This is a genomic window from Vibrio cyclitrophicus, assembly GCF_024347435.1.
Classification (GTDB): Bacteria; Pseudomonadota; Gammaproteobacteria; order Enterobacterales; family Vibrionaceae; genus Vibrio; species Vibrio cyclitrophicus.
Window position 1 is genome coordinate 400,377 of record NZ_AP025481.1, and the last position, 25,520, is coordinate 425,896.

18 protein-coding genes are annotated in these 25,520 nt (G+C 44.5%); 6 read left to right on the forward strand and 12 right to left on the reverse strand.

Annotation, left to right across the window (positions count from 1 at the left end):
• Positions 1-33: 33 nt before the first annotated feature.
• Entirely contained in the window at positions 34-1,104 is a 1,071-nt protein-coding gene (gene torT, locus OCW38_RS16835) for a TMAO reductase system periplasmic protein TorT (protein WP_016792339.1), read from the reverse strand.
• 92 nt (positions 1,105-1,196) lie between these two features.
• Between torT and torS the strand changes: the two genes are divergently transcribed.
• The gene (gene torS, locus OCW38_RS16840; protein WP_016792340.1) at positions 1,197-4,253 is read left to right on the forward strand and encodes a TMAO reductase system sensor histidine kinase/response regulator TorS; all 3,057 of its coding nucleotides are present in this window, start codon (positions 1,197-1,199) and stop codon (positions 4,251-4,253) included.
• Positions 4,254-4,383: 130 nt separating this feature from the next.
• Here torS and OCW38_RS16845 read toward each other — a convergent pair whose 3' ends face one another.
• Genes OCW38_RS16845 through OCW38_RS16855 form a run of 3 tightly spaced genes read right to left on the reverse strand, consistent with a single transcriptional unit; the run spans position 4,384 to position 8,424 of the window.
• Positions 4,384-5,964 carry a hydantoinase/oxoprolinase family protein gene (locus tag OCW38_RS16845; RefSeq protein ID WP_261896332.1) on the reverse strand — a complete coding sequence of 527 codons (1,581 nt, stop codon included), beginning with the start codon at positions 5,962-5,964 and terminating at the stop codon, positions 4,384-4,386.
• Between the two features lie 4 nt (positions 5,965-5,968).
• Positions 5,969-7,093 carry a DUF917 domain-containing protein gene (locus tag OCW38_RS16850; RefSeq protein WP_016792342.1) on the reverse strand — a complete coding sequence of 375 codons (1,125 nt, stop codon included), beginning with the start codon at positions 7,091-7,093 and terminating at the stop codon, positions 5,969-5,971.
• A gap of 5 nt (positions 7,094-7,098) precedes the next feature.
• Positions 7,099-8,424, reverse strand: coding sequence for a cytosine permease (locus OCW38_RS16855; RefSeq protein ID WP_065099813.1), 1,326 nt, complete (start codon positions 8,422-8,424; stop codon positions 7,099-7,101).
• A gap of 93 nt (positions 8,425-8,517) precedes the next feature.
• On the opposite strand from OCW38_RS16855, the gene OCW38_RS16860 reads away from it, so the two are divergent.
• Positions 8,518-9,456 carry a LysR family transcriptional regulator gene (locus OCW38_RS16860; RefSeq protein WP_261896334.1) on the forward strand — a complete coding sequence of 313 codons (939 nt, stop codon included), beginning with the start codon at positions 8,518-8,520 and terminating at the stop codon, positions 9,454-9,456.
• 131 nt (positions 9,457-9,587) lie between these two features.
• Here the strand turns inward: OCW38_RS16860 and OCW38_RS16865 are convergent, their stop codons facing one another.
• The 3 genes from OCW38_RS16865 to OCW38_RS16875 form a co-directional block, all read right to left on the reverse strand.
• Positions 9,588-11,942, reverse strand: a complete 2,355-nt coding sequence (locus OCW38_RS16865) for a fatty acid cis/trans isomerase (RefSeq protein ID WP_016769186.1) — start codon at positions 11,940-11,942, stop codon at positions 9,588-9,590.
• A 156-nt stretch (positions 11,943-12,098) separates the two neighbouring features.
• The gene (locus OCW38_RS16870; RefSeq protein WP_016769187.1) at positions 12,099-13,763 is read right to left on the reverse strand and encodes a VRR-NUC domain-containing protein; all 1,665 of its coding nucleotides are present in this window, start codon (positions 13,761-13,763) and stop codon (positions 12,099-12,101) included.
• A 57-nt stretch (positions 13,764-13,820) separates the two neighbouring features.
• Entirely contained in the window at positions 13,821-15,059 is a 1,239-nt protein-coding gene (locus OCW38_RS16875; protein ID WP_010428970.1) for an L-lactate MFS transporter, read from the reverse strand.
• 594 nt (positions 15,060-15,653) lie between these two features.
• Here OCW38_RS16875 and OCW38_RS16880 point away from each other — a divergent pair.
• Complete coding sequence (locus tag OCW38_RS16880; protein WP_010428971.1) at positions 15,654-16,034, forward strand: hypothetical protein; 381 nt, start codon at positions 15,654-15,656, stop codon at positions 16,032-16,034.
• Positions 16,035-16,182: 148 nt separating this feature from the next.
• Here the strand turns inward: OCW38_RS16880 and OCW38_RS16885 are convergent, their stop codons facing one another.
• The gene (locus tag OCW38_RS16885; protein ID WP_010428973.1) at positions 16,183-16,527 is read right to left on the reverse strand and encodes a YajD family HNH nuclease; all 345 of its coding nucleotides are present in this window, start codon (positions 16,525-16,527) and stop codon (positions 16,183-16,185) included.
• A gap of 289 nt (positions 16,528-16,816) precedes the next feature.
• On the opposite strand from OCW38_RS16885, the gene yghU reads away from it, so the two are divergent.
• Together yghU and OCW38_RS16895 are read left to right on the forward strand one after the other, a co-directional pair.
• Positions 16,817-17,674, forward strand: a complete 858-nt coding sequence (gene yghU, locus OCW38_RS16890; RefSeq protein ID WP_261896335.1) for a glutathione-dependent disulfide-bond oxidoreductase — start codon at positions 16,817-16,819, stop codon at positions 17,672-17,674.
• 180 nt (positions 17,675-17,854) lie between these two features.
• Entirely contained in the window at positions 17,855-18,178 is a 324-nt protein-coding gene (locus OCW38_RS16895; protein WP_010428978.1) for a DOPA 4,5-dioxygenase family protein, read from the forward strand.
• 167 nt (positions 18,179-18,345) lie between these two features.
• On the opposite strand, the gene fruA is transcribed toward OCW38_RS16895, so the two are convergent.
• Genes fruA through fruB form a run of 3 tightly spaced genes read right to left on the reverse strand, consistent with a single transcriptional unit; the run spans position 18,346 to position 22,242 of the window.
• On the reverse strand, positions 18,346-20,106 hold the full coding sequence (gene fruA / locus OCW38_RS16900) for a PTS fructose transporter subunit IIBC (protein WP_016769188.1): 1,761 nt from the start codon (positions 20,104-20,106) through the stop codon (positions 18,346-18,348).
• A gap of 15 nt (positions 20,107-20,121) precedes the next feature.
• Positions 20,122-21,099, reverse strand: a complete 978-nt coding sequence (gene pfkB, locus OCW38_RS16905; RefSeq protein ID WP_261896336.1) for a 1-phosphofructokinase — start codon at positions 21,097-21,099, stop codon at positions 20,122-20,124.
• 9 nt (positions 21,100-21,108) lie between these two features.
• Positions 21,109-22,242 carry a fused PTS fructose transporter subunit IIA/HPr protein gene (gene fruB, locus OCW38_RS16910; RefSeq protein ID WP_016769190.1) on the reverse strand — a complete coding sequence of 378 codons (1,134 nt, stop codon included), beginning with the start codon at positions 22,240-22,242 and terminating at the stop codon, positions 21,109-21,111.
• 393 nt (positions 22,243-22,635) lie between these two features.
• Between fruB and cra the strand changes: the two genes are divergently transcribed.
• Positions 22,636-23,640 carry a catabolite repressor/activator gene (cra, locus tag OCW38_RS16915; protein WP_016769191.1) on the forward strand — a complete coding sequence of 335 codons (1,005 nt, stop codon included), beginning with the start codon at positions 22,636-22,638 and terminating at the stop codon, positions 23,638-23,640.
• A 13-nt stretch (positions 23,641-23,653) separates the two neighbouring features.
• On the opposite strand, the gene OCW38_RS16920 is transcribed toward cra, so the two are convergent.
• Positions 23,654-25,444, reverse strand: coding sequence for a bifunctional protein-serine/threonine kinase/phosphatase (locus OCW38_RS16920; RefSeq protein ID WP_016769192.1), 1,791 nt, complete (start codon positions 25,442-25,444; stop codon positions 23,654-23,656).
• Positions 25,445-25,520 lie beyond the last annotated feature (76 nt).

Consider the following 25,520-nt stretch of genomic DNA (forward strand, 5'->3'; position numbering starts at 1 on the left):
TTATTGTTATTGACTACTTAACTCAATATAACACTATGGATTCACACTGAATACCGGCCGAAACTCAGAAGGTGACAAAGAGTCGGCAATAATTTGATCTTTTAATGTTGCAGGGGTGAGCGCTTCTATTGTTGGTGCACTGTGCACCTCATAAGGCTGCCCACGCAAGTAGCTGACGGCTTGTTTTACGGATAAACGACCTTGCTCGACCATTTTATCTGTTGGTGCAAAAAGTACCTTATTCCGCAATAAGCCTCGGTAGATTCCGTGACTCAAATAACTTGAAATTAACCCAATTTCTTTGGTTTTGCCTGCCGCTCGGAGTTCACTGATCGCTGCTTCAATTGCGACCGCACTGCCCACAATGTATTTGATATCAGGTTGTTCGATGACTTGTTGGACAAGGTTTCTTTGTAGCTCTTTATCGTTATCTGCCCAGTAGCTGATCGCGATTGTCACATCACTGGATTTAATCGCGTCGTAGAAACCTAATGCTACGGGTTTGGTGCCGCCACTGGATTGTGGTCCAAGTAATAGAGCAATAGGGGTTTTGCCTGAGCCTTTAGGATGTAGTTTTGCTAAGTATTCACCGACTTGAAAGCCCATTTGATACCAATCAACCCCCACAGTTCCTTTCAATACTTTTTGTTGCTCTTCACTCACTGTTAATTCGTTAACCGTAGCAAAAACCGGCGTTGAGCCTACCCAGTCGGTAAGATTATCGTGATAAGCGTCAGGTGAAACCGTGCCTAGAATAATGGCGTCAGCTCCCCATTTTGTGCAAAGCACTAATTGAGAAGCTTGTTTGGCAACGTTGGGGTAACCGCCAGCTTCCAAAACTCTGAATTCTACTTGTTGCTTCTCTGCTTCGGAAACCATGCCGTAATTGACCGATAACCAATATGAATCCTTAAGGTGAGGATAAATAGCGCAAATCTTCTCTTTCTGTGATGTAGCGGTTGCCGGTTTTATAGGGCTCAAAGGTTCGCTAGCCTGACTTAGGGGCTTTTCAGAATCACTTAAAGATTCACTCGCATTTGTCGAAGCGCTCGTTATCGCAAGCAAAGAGATAAGAAGTTTTGAAGCAAAGGTTTTAGAGAGCATGAATTGCCGTTTTATTGGTATTAGATAAGAAACACTGCAAAATATAGCGTATTCTGCATGGGTAAAGAAGAACGTTTTAAGGTTTAGGTTTTATGTTGTTAGCTTCAGCAAGTATTGGACGCAAGCTGCTGGCCTCATTTTTAGTGATGGCGATGCTCGTTCTTTTGTCTGCATTGATTGGTGTTTCTGGGTTTAGCTTTGTAGCAAAAACAGAGAGAAACGTCGTCGATTCGGCATTACCTGCGATGATTGAAGCTCGTCAGGTTTCTGAATTGAGTAATCGTATTATTTCGTCAGTGCAAACCCTCTCGAATGCTCGAAATGAAGCCGAGAGAAAAGAAGCGGGAACCGTCTTATTCGATCAACTTGAGGCGCTGCTCCAACATATCAAAGAGTTGGGTGTTGATAGCTTTGACTCTGAGCTTCTGAATAAACTCGAAAACAACGTGCAAAGTGTTATCAATACGCTGGCTGAGCTGGGTGTTTCTGTTGAACGTAAGTTATGGCTAACTAAAGAGCTGTCATCTCGTGTCGAAGAGATGCGTTTGCTTGCCGAAGAGCTTGAGCAACTCACTCGAACGCAAGTTCTGAATACTGCCACTATCGCGGTTGCTAATGTCACACATATCTATGACCTGCTAGAGTCACAAGAAACTGATAAAGCCTATCAAGCGCTAGATGCGCTTGTCGAAGTTGATCTCGACCTATCTGAACGTCTGCACGAATTGCATCTCCTCGCATTTAAGATGCTCAACCAAATTGAAGAAACTCAGACGGTAACCAATGTTGAACGTATTCATCAAATCCAAACTGAATTCGAATCTAATCTCAGAATTATGGTTCGCCGTGTAAAAGCGGTAGAAGATCCTACCCGTTCAGCACAGATGTCTCAGCTTCTTGAAGAGTTAAGAAAACGCCAAGTCGTGTTTGATATATCGCTAGAGCAATATGAAAACACCAAGAAGTCAGAGTTTCTGATGCAAAATACGTTGCAGTTGTTTTCTCAATTGAATACCACCGTCAACCAACTTATTGATGACTCAAATTTGAGTACAAAGAAAGCGGTAGATGAACTGACATCTACGCTAAGCTTGGCTCAATGGTCGCTCTCTGTCATCTCGATTATCGGCCTTGTTATTGTTGCCTTTATCGTGTGGCGTGTTGTTTATGTATCAGTGGTGAAACGTCTGACCGAGTATTCTTCAGCGTTAATGTTGATCGCACAGGGGCGACTTAATATTGATATTTCAGTCAAAGGTAATGATGAACTCGCTCACATGGGGGAAGCCATTATTACGGCGAGAAATACAGCGCAAGCGTTGCAAGTGGTGGCAGTGGGCGAAGCGAAAGCAAAACGCGAATTAGAAGAGCATAAGGAACATCTTGAAGAGTTGATCACTGAACGTACTTATCAACTACAACAAACCAACGAAAAACTGAATGTCGAGGTTGGTAATCACGCAAAAGCTCGTAATGCTGCTGAACAAGCGAGCCGCGCGAAATCCGCTTTCTTAGCGACCATGAGTCACGAAATAAGAACACCAATGAACGGGGTTTTAGGTACGGCTAGGCTACTCAAAGACACAGGGTTAGATCCACTACAGTCTGGTTATGCCGATATCATCAACCGCAGTGGTAAGAACTTATTAGCGATTTTGAATGACGTTCTTGACTATTCGAAGATTGAAGCTGGTCACCTAGAAATCCGAGTGGCTTCTTTTGACCTTCACCAGATGGTTCAAGATACATATCAGTTGATGGAAGGGCGCGCTGCAGAGAAGAAGCTAAATTTTGACTTCCATATTGAAAGTGACGTGAAACGCTATTGGCGCGGAGATGCGACTCGTATTAGCCAGATATTGAATAACTTAGTTGGCAATGCGATTAAATTTACCGAAAGCGGCTCGGTCGATATCTTTATTAGCCTAGATGTGGAAGATGAAAATCGGGTGATGTTCGAAGTATCAGATACGGGTGTTGGTATTGATGCAAGTGAACAGACATGTTTGTTTGATGCATTTAGCCAAACGGATAGTGGTCGGAATAAAACAGGTGGTACCGGTTTAGGCTTAGCCATTAGTAAGAGTATTATGCTGGCGATGAACGGCGAAATTGGCGTCCATTCAGAAGAAGGCGAAGGTAGCCAATTCTGGTTCTCTGTTCCGCTTGAAATAGGCGAGAAAATAGAGACGAAAACGGCAGTAGTCGAAACCTGTATTCGTGCGAAAGTGCTTTTGATTGAAGATAACCCAGTGAACTGTATTGTTGCCGAAGGTTTCTTACATAACTTGGGCCATGAAGTTGTGATTGCTACAACAGGTCAAGAAGCTCGAGTCCTTTTTACTGAACAAGCGTTTGATATTGCGCTGGTGGATATTAACTTACCAGACTGCGATGGTGTTGAATTGATTCAGCAGTTAAAAAGCAGTTATGACACCCAGCGAGTCCAGACTTTATATGCCAATACTCAACATGTTCCACCAATGGTGGCTGTGTCTGCACACGTATTCAATGAAGAAGTCGAAGGTTATTTATCATCGGGTTTTGATGGGTTTTTACCTAAGCCGTTAGAAAAAGAAGCACTGTCACAACTCATTGTGACTCAGCTTGATGGTAAATCCTTGTTGCTTCCGCAGCCAGGCCCAGACGATGCTATATGTAAAGAGGCTGCAAGGCTAAATAAAATTGATAGGCCCAACAAAACGGATAGATTGAGCCGAACCAACGAAGAACATCAAGAGCCCCCTTATATGGCTGGTGTAATAGTTGATTCAATCTCGGAAATGAGCGCTCAGAAGTCAGGCGTAGGAGAAACGACAGTGACACTGATTGATCGAAAAGTAATAGAAGGCGACTTGTCTATTCTTGGTTTGGAGAAAATGAAACAAATTGTTGGGTTATTTGAAGAGAGTAGCCAGCAAACGTTGAATGAATTGGTTCAAGCAAGTGAAGCAGCCAATGGGCGAGAAGTAAAATCTCTGGCTCATAAGTTAAAAGGTTCTGCGGGTAGTTTAGGTTTATCTGCGTTATTGAATTTATGTCAGAGCATTGAAGCAAGCGATGATCCGTTGAAGCAGTACCGAGATTGCAGTGAGTCTCTGATTCAATTGACGAAAGACTCGCTAGCTGAACTACGATTACAACTATAAAGTGGTTGTTGAACTGAAATTCCGAGACTAAAAGTAAAAAAGCAGGCTGTTTCTTTATTTGAATATAAAGAAACAGCCTGCTTTTTCCATTGTCGAAAAAGACTTTAAATTAGACATTTTAAAAACGGCTCTAAGCCGTCTTGATATGTCCTGCAGCTTTTATTTTGATGTGAACCATATTGCCTTGTAGGTAGCTTAATGGAATCTCGCTGCGTTCAATGATCGCGACATTATCGCTGCAAGCGCCAGCTTCAATCGCCAGTTGCTTTGATTGTTCTTCCAAGCCTTTTAAGGTTTCCTCTCGAGAAGCGGGCTCAATCGGAACGATCTTATCGAACTGACCAGATATTTCACCCAGCGCAACACCAATGGCATTCGCTACTTCAAAGTGATCTGGTCGAACCACTTGGCTTGCACCTTCAAAATGATCTGGGAATAGGGCACTGCCGCCGCCAACCATGATCACGGGGACGCTCGCAGCTGACGTCTTCATTTTATCGATTCCTTCTTCAACATCCGTGACCATTTGTTGGTATACCTGACTGGCTTGTTCGCTCGATATACCAATCTCATCACTCAATTGATGCTCTGCCTGCCACTGCATTTGACCTGTTTTGAGTGCAATATCGGTTAGCGTAAGTTCATCACCGCCAAAGCTACGAGCGGCCTGCGTTAAGGTATGGCCAACACTTTCTGGGCCAAGCTCTATACGCTGTTGTTCAAAGCGAACCTTGGTACCACCACCAATCGCTAATGCCAAAATATCAGGCATACGGAAGTTGGTTCTGACTTCACCAATTTCTACCGCGAGGCTCGATTCTCTTGGGTAGCCGTGAGTAAGCACACCAATATCCGACGTTGTGCCGCCTACATCGACTACAATCGCGTCTTTAAGCTTGGTTAGATGGCTCGCACCACGAATCGAGTTTGTTGGGCCACAAGCCACGGTGAGAATCGGGTACATCAACGCGAACTGTTGCGACATTAATGTTCCATCGTTCTGACCGAAATAAGGCGTGGTGTGGATTTCATGATTGATGAGTGCACTGCAAAAACCGTCAACGAATCGTTTTGCTGTGCCTTGCAGAGCCGCGTTGAGGATAGTCGCGTTCTCACGTTCTAGAAGCCCTAAGCTGCCTACTTTATGGGAAAGCGATAGGTTCACGCCCGGAAGTTCTTGCTGAATCCACTCTGCTGCTCGAAGCTCTTGGTCGCCGTTGACGGGAGAGAACACCCCGCAGATAGCAATGGAATCCACATGGCCTTTCATTTTCTGACAAAGCTCGCGGATCTCAGACTCTTGAATGTTAGCGATCAACTGGCCGTCGTATTCATAGCCGCCGTGCGCTTGGTAGAAGTGTTCACCAAGCAAGTTTTGCCACGCTTTACTCCAACCACAAAGTGGCGGGACGCTATCACCACTTGGAAGCGCTAAGCGAATCATGCCGACTCTGTCTAAACCTTTTCGTTCAACAATTGCGTTGGTGCATTGAGTGGTGCCAAGCATCGCGTGTTTCACTTGCTGACCATCAATGTTTGCTTGGTTTAATAGCGCAGAAATCGCGTTGTCGATCCCTGTTGAAATATCATGTGTGGTTGCGGTTTTTACTTTGGCAATCACATTCAAGTCTGCGTCGAGCAGCACACCGTCGGTATTGGTACCACCTACGTCAATGCCAAGGCGGCAGTAATCAAGCGTAATGTTTGTCATGCTACTACCTCTTCAATGCAGACTTTAGTTGTTCAATGGTTTGATACTCGACGGTGTAGCCAAAGTAACCCGGGCCCGCGACTTCGATGCCTTTGTCAGTGCGCCATTTTGGGTCGCAAGGGTAGGCGATAAGGTCAATGCGCTGCCCGTAACGAAGTTGTTCTGTTGTGATTGGCTTTCCGGTTTCATGATCCAAGATCGAAATAAGATCTGGTGTTGATGCCAGCAGGTTATCTTGGTTCATGTCTGCGCGGCTTGTGCCTTTGTGCGCGAGAAGTAATTCGTTTTGGAACTGTACAAATACGTTATCGATGCCGGTATCTTCAAACTGAGCCAGCTTTTCAATCACGACACCGCCAGTTGCAAAGCCACCATCGGTTTCACGTTGAATATCAACAATCTTGCCACTGATGATGGTATGGCCACCAACAATGTTTAGTACGGCCTGTGTGCCACTCTGATTGTTGTCGTTCGCCAATCTAATCGCTTCACCAATCTTCATTGCTTGGGTCAGTGTTGCAGGCAGTGCGCTACGTTTTAGGTTCTTACCGTTCATTGGGTAATCGCACATTGCCGCAGAGCCGCCCATTTGTTCAGTAATTGGTCGCGCGAACTTTTCAGACCAAATCCCGTCAATTGGATAAAGTGTGACGACATTACCACGCTCATCAGCCAATGTGTTCGGAGCAGAAGGGAGGCCATCAAGAAAGAAAGTCACCATCTGAGCTTCTGGGAACGCACGGCCCATTGCATCACAGTCAATTACAGGGATGTTCTTTTGTGCTGCAACAAGGATTGGAATCAGCGAATTAAAACCGCCCACTTCGATAGGAAACGTTGCCGCTACTTCAGTGCCGAGCGCTTTTTCCATCGCTTCGAAAGCAATCAACATTTGATCTTTCGAATTGAGTTTCTCTACTGCGACGGTTGGTGCGCCAATCATTGAAGAGGGCACTGTCATCCAATCGTCTTGTACGTCTTCTAGAGGGATCATGCGTACAGGGTGCTTTGCTGTTGCAATGGCTACTTTCGCCATCAATGCTCCGCTGTATGGGTCACCACCGCCGCCAGTACCTAATACCGTCGCACCAAGCGCGATATCATCAATCATTTGTTCAGTAATAATCACAACTACTATTCCTTATCACTTGAAGGAGAAAGCTTCATTAGGGCGAGGTAAATCACACCAGCGGCAAGAATGCCGTCTAACGCTGAGATGCTGGTTAACGAAAACAGGTTGAAAAACTCTGGCGCAGTACAAGCGCTGAATGCAGTACCAAATGCCCAAGAAGCCAAGCCTTTAAACATCCAAGCTGGAACTTGTTGGATGTTCTCAAAGCTCATTTTTGTCGAATCTAAAACATAATATTGAACGATGTAGACACCTGCCGCAGGCGCAATGGTTACGCTGAGGAGCATTAAGAAGTCAGTAAACTTGTTCACCATGCCGAGTTGAGCAATGCCAATACCGACGATGGTCATGATCACAACCAGAACAGGGCGCGGAATCTTCGGTAGAACCATCGACATGCATAAGCCGCCAGAGGTCAGGTTGCTACTGTTGGTGGTCCACTGAGCAAATACCAGAACGATGATAGCTGCCATACCTAAACCAAGTGTGAAGAAGACTTCTACTAGGTCGTCGGTGCCTGTCATTTTGGTCAGGATCAACGCGATAAGAATAATGGCACTGTTGCCGACGAGGAAACCGATACCCGCTCCTAGAATCGCATCACGACGCGTTTTGGCGTAGCGAGCAATATCAGGTGCAGCAACCGCAGCTAGAATCCAGATAGACATAACAAAGGAGATAGCTTGGCCAAGCGTCAAAGGATCTTCAATGGATGGCGCTGCGCCACCTTGATAATCAGCGGCCATAAACAAACCGATGGTAATCAGCGTCACCATTAAAGGTACTGAATAGGTGCTGAGTTTACCTAGGGCACGAACACCGTAGATGGCCGTCATCATCATTAATACACTGCCGCCAATAAGAGCGGTGAGGTGTGAAATTATGATGTCGTATTTCGCCAGTGCATCGACCATGATGAAAGCGAAGAAATCAGCCTGGAATGCGAACCAGCCGACTAATGAGATGCCGTTGATGAAGCCAAGAATTTTACCGCCGTTACGACCAAACACCGCGCTGCTCACCAGCGGGGTAGACACGCCAGCTTGAAAGCCAATGTTGGCACACAGCATCGCGATGATCGCCAATAAGCCTGAACCAATAAACGTGGCAAGCAGTGCGTCTTCAAAACCAATCCCGCTGCTTAGAATCGAGCCGAGAAACAATCCCGAAATATCGATGCCGATAGCCAACCAAATAAGGCTGATAACCCACCAAGATCGTTTGGCTTTCTCGGGAACGGGTTCCAATTCGAAGTCGTCTATCTTTTTGTGGCTGTGTGTTGCTTCGGGTTTATTCACGTAAGCTTCTGCCGCCATAGTGCCATCCATGCATTGTTATTCCATAAGTGTGAATAAAGCATACTGATGTATTTATTGTTAATAAATGAATATAATCAGATGTAAACATAACAAAAAACAAATGTGAGTGACAAAGTGAATTCAAACAATAAGTTAGATAAAAGAGACCTGCGAAGATTAGAGCTTTTTTGTGAAATTGTTGAGCAAGGAGGCATCAATCAGGCGGTCGCAAGCACCGGGATTAGCCAGCCTGTGCTGAGTAATCAGCTTATTGCCTTGGAAAAAAGCTTAGAATTAACATTATGCCAACGTGGAAGAAGGGGTTTTAAGCTGACTCATGAAGGTGAGCAAGTGTATAAATATGCGAACCAACTAAAGTTAACCCTAACCGACTTCGCTTATAAGTTACGAGGTGTACAGACAGAACTCTCTGGGCATGTTCGAATTGGATGCTTGGATAACACCGTCACTTTGCCCTATAGCCCACTTCCTAAAGCGATCGAGACGTTTTACCAACGCAGTAACAGTGTTGAGGTGAGTGTTGATGTCGGCGATTTCACCCAGTTGAATGAGAAGTTAGCAAAGAACCAGATTGATATGATGATAGTGGTTCTAGGGTCACATCAAAAATCAGCGTTTCAACATAAATACCCATTGTTTGAAGAGCACAGTTATCTGTATGCGCGCAAAGATCTGGCTGAGAAGATCATGGACAAGAACTTCTCATTGGATGGTTGTCGTATCAATATGGGGGGGTATGCTAAAGGTGAGATGTTCCGATTACTGAATATTGAGCAGTACGATTCTGTAAAGCCTTTTGATGGTTGGCATGTCGAGTCGGGGGTGATTCTAACCTTGGCTGGCACACACTTGAGTTTTTTACCGTCTCACTTAATCGACCGTGGCCATTATGACCAAGCTTTGATTCCACTTCAGCCTGAGAAATGGAGCCTTAAGAGCCAGTTTTACGTGGTGCTAAAGCAGCCTGTGGATTCCCTTTCCCCTGCCGCGCGTGCGTTTTTTGATGAGTTACACCAACTGGAAACATCGGACTCAAACTAGGGACTCCTTTGTTTCTAAATCATACTGAAGGTACTTACCTTCGCTTATAGAAAAACCCTCCGAGTGAGGTGCCCAGAGGGTTTTTATCCATTTAAAGTTCTAGGCTAACTCGCTTGCTGATCTTAATTCGATTAACGGTTCTCAAAGCGGTTGTAGTCCAACAGGCCAAATTCAATTGGTTGGTCTTTCTTATACCAACGATGAACGCGGTCACTGAACGGCCAAAACTCGCTAGAGCTGCGTCGTACTGCAAACTTATCAAGTAGCGCTACATAATCTTCTTCTGAATTTATCTTCTGCAACACCGATACGAGAGTGGGTATTTGCTCTTCTGTTAATGATAAATATGCGGCTGGATAGCTTCCTATAACGCCTCTAACTAACGTTAAATCATCATTGGCGTAATCTCTGTTACCTTCTTCATCAAATAGGCTCGAGATGTTGCTGTGGGCGTTATTGTGAATGAGCGTAAATAACTGTTCTTCACCGTTCTCGCCTTCAATCATGATCATGATGAGCTGAGGTACATGGCGTAAGCCTTCCCCTCGAATCAAATTAACTTGACTCAATAAGGCTTCATTTTTTTTACTAAAGCCTGTCTCGACGATGTCGAATCGGTTATCGAGTACAGGTTCTAGTTTTTCTTCAATCATGTTGAGCAGTTCACGCTTAGGATCGGCTGTTTTGTAAACCACGTTTGTCGGCTGCTCGAAAGGTGCGATGTTACGTTGCAGGAAGTCACTTAATTGCACGCTCTGGTTTTTGTACCAGCTTGAATGCTCAATGTGTCGAACGTCTTTAGGAAGAAGAGTTAAGAAGTTACTTTCACCTTCTAAACGTAAGAAGTCCATGAACATGCGTGTAATTAGTTGGTGGCCAAAATTACCGTAAACATCAAAACCGGCAACAAGGAGGTAATGGATTCGCTCTAATAAGGCGTAATCTAGAATCCAGGCTGTTTTAGGTTGCGGGCCGACCAATCCTTGGACAACAGAGGCGCTATCAAAATGTCTAAAGATGGTCAGCGCTGCATTTCGGTTAGTACCATTACCGTCCCAAATAATGCTTGTATCTAAGTTTACACCGCTCCCAAACCATTGGTTGGTGAAGTCTGATTTCGCATTGAGGTATCGTGCTTGTTGCTTCGCGTATCTTACCCAATTCGTTACCGGTACTGTGTTGCTTGTAAGCTCACTAGGTAGCTTTAAGTTTTTCTTTTGACTTGCGTAGAAGGCATTTATTTCTGGTAAATCGGCTTTCTCTGGATCGATAAAAAATACCCAAAAGCGGTCATTAATTACGTTGAGAGCGAGTTGACCACGACACACTGGTCCTTTAATAAAGGCCATAATGGTGTTTTGCGCATTGTCTAACATGAAGTGGAAGCGCGAGTTCACTGGTATCGCTTCGAAAGACGTCATGGGGTTAGCTGACACGTCTATATCATAGCTAGGAAGTTGTTTTACCTTGTAATCCGCATCAACAAACCATGTTTTCCAGTTTTGTAGACGTTCTTTATTCAATGCGAAAGGCATGTGAGTTTTGTCGACAATAGTGCCTTGCTCGGGTATTAGTCGATAGTAAACACGTCCAACTTTTGGATCGTCGTAAGGGCGACGAGTGCTAATGCGTTGAACGGCTTCGCCTGGAGGCGTGGCAGAGCGGACAAGCGTAAAAAAGCGAGTTGGCTGAGATAGGTCAGAGAAATACAGGTGTGATAAAAATAGGTGCTCGTAGATGTAGCGAGCGGAAAGTTGGCTCTTAAGGTCACTTTCATTAAAAAGGTTTTCATAGGTATCGACCAACGCTTGTTCACTGTCATTGAGGGGAATATGGTCATTCATCAGTGCACCATTTTCCAGCCAACTCATTAAGGTCGCATATTCCGTTTTATCTAAGTTAGGCATACCATAAGGCATCCCCCAAGTCGGGTAATCTCTTTCGTATTGAGCATATTCTTCAATAGTCGGACACTGTTGATCGCGATTGGTTGAAAAATCGAACCCTTCTAATTGCATTTGATCGGGGAGAGGGTGGTTTTCTTTCTGCATCAACATTCGAGAGACAAGACCTGCATCGAGGTTTGCGGTTGAATTCTGCATACGTTCGTTTAGCACAGGGTGGAAGCTTGCATCGCGCCACTCTTGCGTAGTGATTGCGTCTTCGAATAAACGAGTTGGAGCAGAGGCCGTTAAACGAGTGCCTTGGTAGACGAGTGTTTTGCTCGCACCTCGGTCTATGCCTTCCACAGACGACATTTTGAGTTGGCAAGGAGCGTCGTAACACGCGTGACAAACTACACAGCGGTTATCAATGATGGGCTTCACTTCGTCAATGAAGTGCTGGGCTTGAGCCGAGAGAATAGGGGCTTGGCGATCACGTACTTGTTGTTTACCAAACAGCTCGTCGAAGTTTAAACCCGCGTAGACAGCACAACCTGAGAAGACGCTAACAAAAGCTAAAATGAAGAGTTTTTTCAAATTCATACGTATTTAATATTAGACATTTTCTTTAATTATATCGAAAACGATTGAAAATGCTCATGTTCTAACGATTTTATAGACAAGATACGGATAGGATCGAATAACTCTCTCGCACTTATTATCTGAAATCGGGTCTCACTATTACACGCATGTAGCGGGTTATTGATTGACGTAACAAACTGAGAACGGCAATTCAAGACGCTCGAATTCTTTAATCCATCGCCATTGGTTGTCTTGCAGTTTATCTCCAGGCCCTTTGACTTCAATCCAATGAAACTCTTCGTCTTTGAACGCAATCAAATCCGGCATCCCAGTTCGAAACAGTTTTAAATCACTCAATATCACTTTGAAGAGATCAACAGCTAAGGCATTTGGAATCGAAGCCAAGCTGTGTTCGATGAGCGCCTTCGTGAAATAATTCCAATGAACAAAGGGATTAGCGATACCTTGTTTTTCATCGTAAGTGTCGCGCAAATGGTTTAGCCCATGTTTGGATATAGCCTGAAACACGGCTTCAACCTGTTCGGCTCTCTTGTCTACGAAATCTGAATGGTACAGATCCAGTGGCCGATGTTGGTATTGGTTGATAAAGGCGCCATCTACGTCTGCAAAAATCACATTCCAGAAAGCCAAACCAAATAAGCCACATAAAAAACTGTTCTCAGAGAAATAGACATTCCATCCTTGGCTTTCAAAGTGCTGCTTTACCGCAAGCTCGACTCGCATTTGACTGAGATCTAGCTCCAGCTTTATCTGATCGTAACTTGGTTTGGCGCTACGTTGTACTTTGTTTCCTTGCATACGGAATAACCTATGTTCAAGCTTAGCCGCGACCTCTAGCTCTGATACATCTGATGGCGTACTTTTCATTTCCGTGACAATGTCACACATTAGGTCTAGCTCACCTTGTTTGTCATAGATGCGAGCAAGTCGTTCTCTGCTGGGAGGAAGTATAGATTGCTTGAACCAAAAGACAGCTTGGTCGTTTAGGTTCAATCTTTCTAGATCGCGAGCAATATCATTGATCAAACGCGATCGTTTTCTGGCAATACTTCTGTGATCCGATTCAGTAGGTATCGACAGCAAAAGCTGCTCAAGAAACTCACTGTCTTTACGGTCCCCCTCAAAATACAAGCGTTGTACATCGTGCATTTGGATCAGTTGATTGAGCTGTTCTCTAGAGGTGAAGAAACGACACTGTTTGCTTAATGGGTAGTTTTCGAAGTTGTTGAGTCCAAGGTCGCTCAGAACGAATTGGCTTAGGTCTTGATAAGTATTGGCAAAGAAGAGCAGCAGCAATACATCAATCACTTCAGATTCGACAACGTAAATACAATCGAACGACAAGTTTCGGAACTGATCAAAAGGTTGGTGGTCAAGTAACGCCAAGAGTTCGTCTTTCTTCGCTGTCTTATTGTTTTTAAGAGATGGAAATGCGCTGAACAGCTCTGGTTTAGTAAGTAGATGCAATCCTAATTCGAGATCACTAATGACGAGGTTATGTTGTTCAGTTGGGTGACTTAACGTAATGAAGCTCGATGCGTTTAGCTCTTGTAGGGCGCTTTTCAGATCTGGAATCTCAGCATAGTCGAGCTTATCACTTCTAAACCAACAGCCCTTGCGAGAAAGCAAACGAACCATTAGACACTGGCTTGTAACCGAAAGACGTTTGTATTCAGACAACCAACGGCATTCATCGTCACTCAGAAGATCGGGATAGAGAGTTTGAGCGTGTTCAATCAGTCGATTAAAGTTGTCGAGATAATAAGTAGGGGAAAGCTGAGGAGTGGTTTCTATCGTCAATGGGTTAGTCGCTTGATACAAAAAGAGCCTAACCTTAAGGTTAAGCTCTTCTGTAACAAATTCAATCTTTTCTAACGATTAAGCTTGAGATGCTTTTAGTTCAGAAACTTTAGCTTCTGAGATAGGCTTCGTGATGATTGCTAGCACAATACACACTGCCATCATAGCTGCAGAGATTGTGTAAGCTAGGCCGTAACCTTCGCCATTTGTCATTGAGTAACCAACAACCGCTGCGCCAATAGCACCGCCGATACCCCATGCCGTGTAAAGCACGCCGTAGTTAGTACCGTAGTTTTTCAGGCCGTAGAATTCAGCAGTTAGTGTTGGGAATACTGCTAGAAGCGTACCGTAACCAACAGCTGCGATAGCCGTACCAATGATTAGCGTGAATTCAGAGTTGAACGTAGCGAATAGAGCCATGTTCGCGCCTTGAAGGATGAACGCTAGAAGTAGAGTACGTACGCCACCGATTTTATCTGCAAGCATACCCGCAGCAACACGGCCGCCTGAGTTAAATACAGCAAGGATAGACGCTAAGTAAACTGCGTTTGGTAGGTTCGCTTGAACGCTAGCAATCGTAGTGATGTTACCGATGATCATAAGACCAACAGAAGCAGCAAATGCGTACATGATCCATAGAGAGTAGAACTGAGGAGTCTTCAGCATTACTTTCCAAGTCAGGTCTTCAGTCTTCTTAACCGCTCTAGGTGCTTGGCCTTCTTTTACTTTAGGCTCAGCTGGCGTGTAATCCGCTGGTGGGTTGTTGATTGTTGCTGCTAGAGGTACTGCAATTGCAAGTACACCAACACCAAGAATCATAAAGCTTGTTTGGATACCCATGCTATCGATTAGCGCAGAAGTTAATGGTGCCAGGTAAATAGCGGCAAGACCGAAGCCTGCTGCGATTAAACCATTAACCATACCTTTCTTAGATGAGTGGAACCACTTCATTGCTGATGGAGAAAGACATGCGTAACCAAAGCCGATACCAGCACCTGTCATCACGCCAAATGTCATATTCAGCATCATAGGTGTAGTAGCGAAACCAGAAGCAATCATACCTAGGCCAGTAAGTGCTGTACCCAGAATAAGGATCTTACGTGGACCCATGCGGTCTTGTAGGATGCCTGCAACAAGAAGACAAACTGAGAATGTGATAGTTGCAATAGCGTAAGGTGAAGATGCTTCAGCAGCACTCCAACCAGCTTCTGTCACTAGCGCTTTGTTAAATACACTCCAAGCATACAGGATGCCAAGACAAAGGTTGATACAGAAGCCTGCTAGCAGGATACGTGATGCTTTATCAATCTTGCTCATTTTTATTCTCAGTTCTGTCATCAGTTAGGTGAGAGCCACTTAACTAAAGACGGGTTATTGTGATTGTTTCTTCAAAATTAGTTTGCGTTTATCAACAGATAGCGCAAAAGAGCGCGGATTATAACCAATAAAAATGTGATTGGAATCTCTTTTTCCATTTTTGGTCAATTAAATTCAGTTTGTTAATGAGTTGTTTTTTATTGGTTTTTAAATTGTGTTGAACACCTTTCTGTTTTGTTCTTTTTAGTGCTGTTGCCTTATTGTTTTAGGCGTTTTTCGATGATGCTCTCTAAATAGACGCGTATTCCGTGCGGATATCACAGAGTTACGAATTATTTAAAATTTTTTCTAAGGTTAATTTTGTGTAACAAAATAAATCAAAATGGAGCTTTATCCATACGAGACAAGGAGTAACGGAGTTCTATTAAAAACAAAATGTTAACCAGTTGTTACAGTTGGTTATTGTTAGCACCTTTGCTTACATTTTGTTCGATTTGAGGGGTTGTGTTGTCCGTAAAAAGTGGGAAAATAGTACGCAAACAAAGATTCCAAATTTGAAAGGATGCGTTTCCAACTTATGGTGAGGCGAGTATTATGAAACTGTTTTTAATTCTATTGATGTCAATTTCTGGTGGTTTAGCGGCAGCTGACCATATTCACTCTTTCTTATTCGGCTTCTACATCGCTGCGTTAGCGGTGGGTAGTTGTTACTGGCTTGCATTCCGCAGCACACGCTTCCCACAGTTGGCTTTGATGCTATTAATGTGTGGCTTCTTCGCGAAAATTGCAGTGACGGTTATCGGTGTTTCTTGGGGTATCTCGAACGATATCATTCAATCACCGTTCATTTTCTCGTTGTCATACCTGTTTTTCTTAATGGTTGTTACTTACGTTTGGTTTGCATACCGCGATAAGTTAACGTTGAAAAAACGCGCCAAGCAGGTTGAAGAGTCCCGCAAACAAGCGACAGCATAATTCGATTTGATTCTTAAAAAGCCTTCCTCGGAAGGCTTTTTTGATCCTGTCTAGCTATCAATTTAAAGGCAGATAGATTAAACCCCAGTATGCTGACATACTGGGGTTTATTGTTATTCTTTTTAGTTTCTACAGCTTTAAAGTTGTGCTACTTCTTCATCATCTTAGCGAGATCAGCAAACGGATTATGTGTTGCTGACTGATGATCATCTAAACTTGCTTTTGCATCCACACCATAGCGTTCATGGTCAGTGTATTTTGAGTGCTCATGATCGTGACAGTATAGACACAATAGCTCCCAGTTACTGCCATCTTCAGGGTTGTTTGTATGGTCGTGATCCACGTGGTGAACGGTAAGCTCTCTCAAGTTTGAGTAAACAAATTCACGTGCACATTTACCACAAACCCATGGGTACAGTTTTAGTGCTTTTTCGCGGTAGCCTTTCTCTTGGCGAGCGTACGCTGCACTCGAGCCTGTGTAATCAGAAGACATTGCCAAATCCTTATCAATTGTAATCCACCAATTTTATCACAGCTTTCTTAAACCTGTAGGCATGTCGTCTGTAAATGTCGATTCCAAATAGTACTACGGATTAATCTCTATTTAGATTGAAGTTTGAATAGGTACTTATCTTTTACACAAGCCAATTTTTAAAGCGGGTTATGCCTTTCTGGAATAAGCCATGCTTAACAGTTTGAAAATAAATCGTATTCAGGGGTTTTAACCAAGGGTATGTGACCTAATATCAGATTGTGAGACCCTATATTAATAAGGAAATATCATGTCAGAACAATACACACCGCCAAAAGTTTGGGTTAACGATACCGCTGGTGGTAACAAGTGGGCAAACATCAATAGCCCTGAATCTGGAGCTCGGTTTGATAAAGATCTCGCTGTTGGTGAACATGCTTTACAATTGTATTCTCTTGGCACACCTAACGGTCAAAAAGTCACTATCATGCTTGAAGAGCTATTGGCAGCAGGTGTAAAAGAGGCTGAATATGATGCTTACTTGATCAACATTGGTGACTCTGATCAATTCTCTTCTGGTTTTGTTGGCGTGAATCCAAACTCGAAAATACCAGCACTTGTCGACAAGTCTGGTGACGAAGATGTTAATGTTTTCGAATCGGCATCTATCTTGATGCACTTAGCTGAAAAATTCGGTCACTTCTTACCAAAAGAAGGGGCAGCAAGAACACAAACCATTAACTGGTTGTTTTGGGCACAAGGTTCAGCGCCATTCTTAGGTGGGGGCTTTGGTCACTTCTACGCTTACGCTGATGAAAAGCAAGAGTACCCAATTAACCGTTTTGCGATGGAAGCTAAGCGTCAACTAGACGTGTTAGACAAACAGTTAGCAAATAACACATTTGTTGCGGGTGAGGAGCTTAGCATCGCTGATATCGCGATTTGGCCTTGGTATGGCAACCTTGTACTAGGCAAATTGTATGATGCAGCTGAGTTCCTACAAGTTGAGTCTTACATCAATGTCGTTCGTTGGGCGAAGCAACTTGAAGCGCGTGAAGGTTTCCAACGAGGTCGAGTGGTGAATCGCTCATTTGGCGAAGATTGGGAGCAAGTTCCAGAGCGCCATTCAGCTGAAGATATTGATCGAGTTTTAACGTTACGCCCGTAGTAATTTTTAAACGATAGTCGTCACTAGTATCTCTAGAGTTTGTTTTAGCGAATAACGTTAATTCAAACTCTAGTTTTTTGTCCTACGGATTTTTCCATAGTAAGTCCACTTATTTAGATTTAGCTATTAAAGGCGGTTTAGGTATAAACTTGCGGCATCATAATTCTAAAGGATGGTGTCATGTACCACGCACATATTTATTTCCCTCTGCGATTTGCAGAGCAGGCAGAAACACTGCGTCAGAAAATTCTATCAGAACGCAGGGATGTGTTAGAGACTTTCCCATTAATACAGCGTTTGGTTGGCCCACATAAGATGCCAATGTTTGAGCTCCATTTTGCGAACAAAGAGTCGGGTATTATCGAATGGCTTGAACAAGAACGTGGCGATATGTCGGTGTTGATTCACCCAGTAACCGGTGGTGAAGAAAAGCTAGATCACACAGTACGTGCGACTTGGCTTGGTCGTGAACTGGGTGTCTTTGAAGAAACGCTGACTAGTTAATCAAACATACAAGTGTTGTTATTACCTCTTTCAGAACGGAACAATTCACAAACTAAAAAGGCTCCTCAAATGGGAGCCTTTGTTTTACCAAGGAACAGTTTTACCAAGGGACTGTTTAATCAAGAGCCTCCGTCCATCGGGTTTAGCCGTTAAACAGAGTAGGGGGGTTAAGCCTCTGCTGTCACTTTATCGCTGCTCATCTTTTTAAGAGCTGCGTAACCGAAGCCTGTTACTGCCGTACCTGCTGCAATCGCCACTAGGTACATAAGCACTGGAGAGATAGCACCAGGAATCAGTAGTACGAACAAGCCGCCGTGTGGAGCCATTAGCTGTGCGCCAAACATCATTGATAGTGCGCCAGTTAGTGCACCACCTGCCATACAAGCTGGGATAACACGCATTGGATCTTTCGCTGCGAATGGGATTGCACCTTCAGAGATGAAACATAGGCCAAGAACGAATGATGCTTTACCTGCTTCACGCTCGCCTGCTTCAAACTTGTCTTTCACTAGGAAAGTCGCAAGGCCCATACCTAGAGCTGGAACCATACCTGCTGCCATGATAGCCGCCATTGGTGCGTAAGTTTGCGAAGCTAGTAGACCAACACCGAATGTGTACGCCGCTTTGTTTACAGGGCCACCAAGGTCGAAACACATCATTGCGCCTAGAATCACACCCAGAAGAATCGCATTAGACGTTCCCATGTTGTTTAGGAAAGTCGTCATTGCGCTCATCACGCCAGAAACAGGGCCACCCACGATGTAAACCATCACCAAACCAGTGAACAAACTCGCGATAAACGGAATGATCAGGATTGGCTTGAGGGCTTCCATGGATTGTGGAAGTTGAACCTTGTCGGCAATGAATTTCGCTGCGTAACCGGCAATGAAACCTGCTGCGATACCACCTAGGAAACCTGCGCCCGTTGAGCTAGCCAGCATACCGCCGATTAGACCTGGAGCCAGACCCGGACGGTCAGCAATTGAGAATGCAATGAAACCAGCAAGAACAGGAATCATTAGAGCGAATGCAGAACCACCACCGATAGTCATCAATGCTGCTGCTAGTGTGCCTTCTTCTTTAAACGCTTCGATACCGAATACGAAAGACAGAGCTATGATCAAACCCCCCGCAACAACTACAGGAAGCATGTGCGATACACCTGTCATTAGGTGCTTGTACACGCCTTTCTTCTCGTCAGCAGGTGCTGAATTTGAAGAAGCAGTGTGTTGGTATGGTTTAGCTTCTGCGAACGCTTTTTCCATCTCTTGCTTTGTTTTCTTAAGCGCAGGACCCGTTGTCGTTTTGTATAGCGCTTTGCCGTTAAAACGATCCAAAGGAACATCGATGTCTGCCGCGATGATAACAAGGTCAGCATCTGCGATTTCTTGGTCTGTCAGTTGGTTCTTCGCACCTACAGAGCCGCGAGTTTCCACTTTAATTTGGTGACCTAGGCGTTTACCTTCTGCTTCAAGCGCTTCAGCTGCCATAAAGGTGTGTGCAACGCCAGTCGGGCAAGCCGTAATCGCTACGATCTTTTTGCTGCCTGTGCTTGCCGTTGTAGAAGAGTTTACTGATGTACCAGTCACTTCCACTGTAGACTCAACTTGAGAAGCGTCTAGTACTGTTGCTTCTGCTACCGCTTTCTCTAGAAATGCTTTTGCATCTGCAGTGCATTCAGAGATAGCCGCTTGGTACACTTTCTTACCAACAAAACGTGCTTTATCAACGTTTGTGTTAGCTGCGATAACCACAACGTCGCTGCTGTCGATAGTGTCTTGTGATACGGTTGAGTCAGGTAGCACGCTTGATTGGCATTCAATAGCGGCGTTCCAACCCAGTGCTTTTGTTGCTTGCTCTAACAAGCCTGCTGCGATGATGCTGTTTGCTACGCCACTAGGGCAAGCCGTGATAATGGTAATATTCATAATAAACCTTTTGTCCTATTTGCTTGTGTCTAACTGGTTAGTTGGAGCACTAAGCGACTGTAATTGGATATTTTGTAGTACTGAATCCAGCTCTTGTTGGCTGGTAATGCCCACGCCTACCTGTGAAACTGCTAGAGCAGATAAGGCGGTTGCGAATTTAATAAGTTCTGGTTTTGGCATCTGTTGCATGTGACCCCAACATAGGCCAGCGACTAATGTGTCGCCTGCGCCAACCGTGCTTACCACTTGCATGCGCGGCGGTTGAGCATGTAGCCATTCACCTTGGTTTAGCCACATCACGCCTTCAGCGCCAAGTGACACCACGATGTTCTCGATGCCTTTTTCACTGAGGGCTTGGCCTGCGTGTTGGCATTGGTCGCGTGTGGTTAGTTCTGCATTGAATAGCTGAGAAAGCTCTTCATCGTTTGGTTTAATTAACCAAGGCTGTGCATTGATACCGGCTTTAAGTGCGTCACGGCTGCTGTCGAACAGCACCTTTTTACCTAGGTCACGCAAGCGTTGTACCCAAGAAGCGCAAAGCTCTGGTGATACGCCTTGTGGCAAGCTGCCTGCAATCACGAAGTAATCGTGTGTTTCAGCAAGCTCTAACAAGGTTTCTTCAAACGCTTTGATAGCGTCAGCATCAACAGGAACACCTGGGAAGTTGATGTCGCTTACTTGGCCTGAGTTTTCTACCAATTTCACGTTGATGCGAGTCGCGCCGTCGACACGGATGAAGCGGTCAGTTGCGCCCATCTGTTCGAACAGTTGGCAGAATGCTTCTTCGTTATTACGACCAAGGAAACCAGTTACGGTAACCTTCGCGCCAAGCTCTGAAAGTACTTTTGCTACGTTTACACCTTTGCCTGCTGCATGTAGAGAACCTTTGTTCACTAGGCTGACTGAACCCACGTTAAGTGCGTCGATAGTGCCAGTCAGGTCTAGAGCAGGGTTTAGCGTAACGGTAACGGCTTTGATTTGTTTATCAGACATATCGATTCCTTAACCTTCACCAAGGCCTGAAGCGATAGCTTTACCAATCGATTCAAGAGCTTGTGCTGCATCTTCACCTTCAGCAACAAACTGAAGCTGATGGCCGTGTTTAACGCCAAGAGCGATCACTTTCATCAAGCTCTTCGCATTCACTTCTTTTCCGTCACCATCTAGGTTTGAAACGCGAATGGTTGACTCGAATTTCTTCGCTTCAGCGACTAGCATTGCACCCGGACGAGCGTGTAAGCCGTGAGCATTTTTGATTTTAAATACCGCGCAGTTGTCATCGTCTTGAGACGCTGTAGAAACCGCTTCATCTCTTAGAAGGCCAATGACTTGTGCTATGTCAGCAGTCAACAGTTGTTGCTGTTTACCTTCGAAAATCATTTTGCTTAGGTTCGCTAAAATAGATTGGTGAGCGCTGTTACAAGCGGCGAACGCTACCAATGCTTTAACGGGTGTGCCTTCGTACTCACAATGGTTAGCCGTTGAAACGAATGATACGCCAGTGCGAGTTACGCCTTTGTCGCTGCCCAACAACCAAAGGCCTTGGCCTAGGTGAGTCGGTGTTTTTGTTACGAGGTCAGCAACGAATGCGTTGTCCGTACAACCTGTATTCTTAAGTAGGCCGCCCGCTACTGCAGACATTTGAATCATGTCGCTTGCAGGGAACAGTAGCTGCACTAAAGAAGCGTCTAGATCGGCTTCAAGTTGAACTTCACCGTTCAGTAGAGCGATGATTTCGTCTTCTGATTTCGCTTGCTTTAACTTCTCTTCGACACCGTCTGCAGCGAGAACTTTGGTCAGTTGCTTAAGAATGCCTAAGTGCTCGTCAGATTTAGCCGCAATACCAATCGCAACGTAAACACGGTTGCCATCTGCCCAATCAATACCTTCAGGGAAGTGGTGTACCGCAACGCCTGTCTCTTTTACTAGGCCACGAGTATCAGTGGTTCCGTGAGGAATCGCGATGCCGTTACCTAGGAACGTAGAGTTCTGGTTTTCACGGTTCAGCATTCCTTCAACGTAGCCAGATTCAACTAAGCCTTTCGCCGTTAAGTCGCCAGCAATGTTTTGGATTGCTTTGAATTTGTCTTCGGCAGTTTGGCCTAGAGTAATGTCAGATTTTGATAATTTAAGCATGGTGCCTCTTTAGCGTATCGCTTGAGAATTTGTGTTTCGCTACGATTCAGTTTAGAGCAAGAATTAGTGAACTTTACTCTTTGCTTGCTCTTTGTTTTACCCTGGCTGAATCGGTTCAGCATTTAGTGTAAAAAAATTCAGCAAAGCCGATTTTGGTTTTCAAAATAGTTTGCTGCGTGTCGTTAATTTGCTTCGGTTGCGATTCGTAAATAATGAAAAGCTTATTAACGACAAATGGCTCTCAATTCATTCAAAAGGATGATTGAAGTCACTTTTCAGATTTTGCTGAATCCTTTCAGCTTTTATACTGAATCGATTCAGCATATAATTCAACTAATCCAAGGATCAGAATATTGGTTATATGATCCTACGCACAAAATACAGGTCACCCATATGACACTTGATGAAATTGCCAAACTAGCTGGTGTGTCGAAAACCACTGCTAGCTATGTGATCAACGGCAAGGCGCAGAAATACAGAATCAGCGAAAAGACTCAGCAGAAAGTGATGGCAGTCGTTGATGAGTACAACTACCGTCCAGATCATGCTGCTTCGTCGCTGCGTGCTGGTAATAGTCGTTCATTTGGTTTGATTATTCCTGATCTTGAAAACAGCAGTTACGCGCGTTTAGCAAAATTGATAGAGCAGAACTCACGTAAAGTGGGCTATCAAATCCTGATCGGCTGTTCAGATGATGATGCTGAAACCGAACGTAAAGTCGCTGACGCTTTGGTGAGTCGTCGTATTGATGCCTTGCTGGTGGCGAGCTCTATGCCAGACGCTAATGAGTTTTACTTGAAGCTGCAAAACTCAGGCACCCCCGTAATCGCGATTGATCGTCCATTAGATGATGAGCATTTTGCTTGTGTGATCAGTGAAGATTTTGAAGCTGCGTTTGAGCTGACGCATTCTATTCTTGATGACAGTATTGAGAGTGTTGGTTTGATAGGTGCATTGCCAGATCTGAACATCTCACGTGAACGTCAGTTGGGTTTCGAAGCGGCAAACAAAGCGTATGGTCAACAAGTCGGGCTGTCAGAAAACAAACCTATCGTTGTGGGTTACGGCGAGCACTTTGACCGAGAATCTGGGCGTGAAATTTTTGAAGGTTGGATTGCAAAAGACGCAGTGCCCGATGCGATTGTCACCATGTCATACACCTTGTTAGAGGGTGTACTTGATGTAATGGTCGAAAAGCCAGAACTGGTTAATCAAGTGAAGTTGGCGACCTTTGGTGATAACCGACTGCTCGATTTCTTGCCTTTTAAGGTCCATTCACTTCCGCAGCAGTTTGAAGTAATTGCGGATAGTGCTTTTGCTCTGGCTTTGAACGCTTCTGCTAAACGTTATCAAGCGGGTATTGAATTAGTGCCAAGAAGCTTAGTTAGGCGAGGCTAATTCGTAAACGTATCTAGCTTGGGTTTAACAACAAACCTAGTTCTACTATCGCAATAATGCCGAGCAACAAGGCTAAAACTTTCCAAAACTGGATCGGGTTTCGGTTTATCAAAGGTTGCTTGGCTTTGCTTTTTACCAAGCTTTGGTTAGGTGTGTAAAGGTCGGCCACAAAGTCCCCTAACACTTGATGGCGTTCGCTTGGCGATTCGGCACACGCTTTTTGTAAAACCAAATCAACCCAAGCTGGTATGTCAGTACGCTTTTGTGTCAGCGATTGGTATTCCCATTGATGATGACGAGATTGCTTGAGCGATTGTGCAGACATCTCAGAGTAGGGCAGTTCGCCTGTGAGCATTTCATACCCGATGACTGCAATAGAGAATAGATCCGAACTTGTGGTCGCGGTATTGTGCTTTATGGTTTCCGGTGCAATGTAATTAACAGCGCCCAATGGTACCGAGTCTTGCTCTGATTTACTTCCTTCTTCAATACCTCTTACCAACACAGCCCCAAGATCAATTATTTTAATCTCGCCATCACGTTGAATCATGATGTTTTCAGGTTTTAAGTCTCTGTGCACCATATCTGCACGTTGTAGCACTCGGATACCTTGTGTGATCTTATCGAGTATATCGCGCACTTGTTTGAGTGAAGGTTTTGGATTGTCGTACATCCACTGTCTCAGCGTGATGCCTTCTACCCATTCACAAATTTGATATAGGAATTGCGAGTGTTCTGGCGTCGGGTAGACCTTCATTACTTTCTTGTTGTTCAGTAGGATTCCTGCCCATTGCTCGTTAAAAAACGCGCTCAGTTGTGCTGGGCTGTCGTGATACTGAACCGAAGGTACCTTGAGGACGAATTCGGTTTGTGTCTCTTTGTGCATGACACGGTATACATGGCTTCTTGAACCTGCATATAGGACTTCGAGTACCATATAGTTGTCGATGCTTTGCCCGAGCTTTAAAGCGGGTGGGATGGCTCGTTTAGCGAGCTTTTCATGGAACTCAATGAGCGAAGGCTTAGGTAGATGACTGACTTGCACAATCAAGCAGCTTACGTTATCAGAGCTATTGTGGCTTAAAGCGGTGTTACAGATGGTTTGTGCTGCATATTCGAAATCCGCTCCGGGTTTGTCGATATGTTCCTTGAAGGTGTTAGGGGAAACAAACTCATGCACGCCATCTGATGTAAGGATGAAGCAGTCATTTTTTTTAATCGGTAGTGTTTGGTAATCAACGTTGAGTTGGTTATCCATACCTAAAGCTCGTGTTAGGTAGTGTTTCTGTCCCATATTCTTGCGGGTATGATCGCGAGTAAGCTGACGTAATTCGCCATCTCTCAATAGATAAATACGACTGTCGCCGACATGGAATATATGGGCGGTGTTTGATTTTAGGATCACGCTGCTAAAAGTGGAAACGAGCGCATTATGGTTAACTTGTTGAGTGGGGTGGATATTTGAGACTGAAGTGTTAAAAAGCCAAGAGTTGAGCGAGGTTAGGACTTTTTGAGCTGAACGCTGAATACTCCAGCTCTGCGGGGTTGAGTAATAGTCATCAATGAATTGCATCACGCTGGTATGGCTGGCTTTTTGACCGTGTTCACTGCAACTTGCACCATCCGCTATACAAGCAACACTGCCTTTTAACTCTTGCTCTGCGCGAGTTTTGGGGTGTTTTACAATGATTGCATCTTGGTTTTCATCACGTACGCCTTTATTCGAATAGCCACCAAACTTGAGCGTTAGTTGGTTGTTCGATTCCGGTGTGATGACTTGCCCTTGGCTGAATGAAATTGTCATAACTGTTCTTCTCTTAACTGCTCTTCTTCCCGCTTCCTTGACAGAACCCCCTAGGAAGAACAAAAGCCCTAGTGAA

Coding starts and splice junctions, on each gene's coding strand:
- torT (WP_016792339.1), bottom strand. CDS start 1,104: ATGCTCTCTAAAACCTTTGCTTCAAAACTTCTTATCTCTTTGCTTGCG.
- torS (WP_016792340.1), top strand. CDS start 1,197: ATGTTGTTAGCTTCAGCAAGTATTGGACGCAAGCTGCTGGCCTCATTT.
- OCW38_RS16845 (WP_261896332.1), bottom strand. CDS start 5,964: ATGACAAACATTACGCTTGATTACTGCCGCCTTGGCATTGACGTAGGT.
- OCW38_RS16855 (WP_065099813.1), bottom strand. CDS start 8,424: ATGGATGGCACTATGGCGGCAGAAGCTTACGTGAATAAACCCGAAGCA.
- OCW38_RS16865 (WP_016769186.1), bottom strand. CDS start 11,942: ATGAATTTGAAAAAACTCTTCATTTTAGCTTTTGTTAGCGTCTTCTCA.
- OCW38_RS16875 (WP_010428970.1), bottom strand. CDS start 15,059: ATGAGCAAGATTGATAAAGCATCACGTATCCTGCTAGCAGGCTTCTGT.
- OCW38_RS16880 (WP_010428971.1), top strand. CDS start 15,654: ATGAAACTGTTTTTAATTCTATTGATGTCAATTTCTGGTGGTTTAGCG.
- OCW38_RS16885 (WP_010428973.1), bottom strand. CDS start 16,527: ATGTCTTCTGATTACACAGGCTCGAGTGCAGCGTACGCTCGCCAAGAG.
- yghU (WP_261896335.1), top strand. CDS start 16,817: ATGTCAGAACAATACACACCGCCAAAAGTTTGGGTTAACGATACCGCT.
- OCW38_RS16895 (WP_010428978.1), top strand. CDS start 17,855: ATGTACCACGCACATATTTATTTCCCTCTGCGATTTGCAGAGCAGGCA.
- fruA (WP_016769188.1), bottom strand. CDS start 20,106: ATGAATATTACCATTATCACGGCTTGCCCTAGTGGCGTAGCAAACAGC.
- pfkB (WP_261896336.1), bottom strand. CDS start 21,099: ATGTCTGATAAACAAATCAAAGCCGTTACCGTTACGCTAAACCCTGCT.
- fruB (WP_016769190.1), bottom strand. CDS start 22,242: ATGCTTAAATTATCAAAATCTGACATTACTCTAGGCCAAACTGCCGAA.
- cra (WP_016769191.1), top strand. CDS start 22,636: ATGACACTTGATGAAATTGCCAAACTAGCTGGTGTGTCGAAAACCACT.
- OCW38_RS16920 (WP_016769192.1), bottom strand. CDS start 25,444: ATGACAATTTCATTCAGCCAAGGGCAAGTCATCACACCGGAATCGAAC.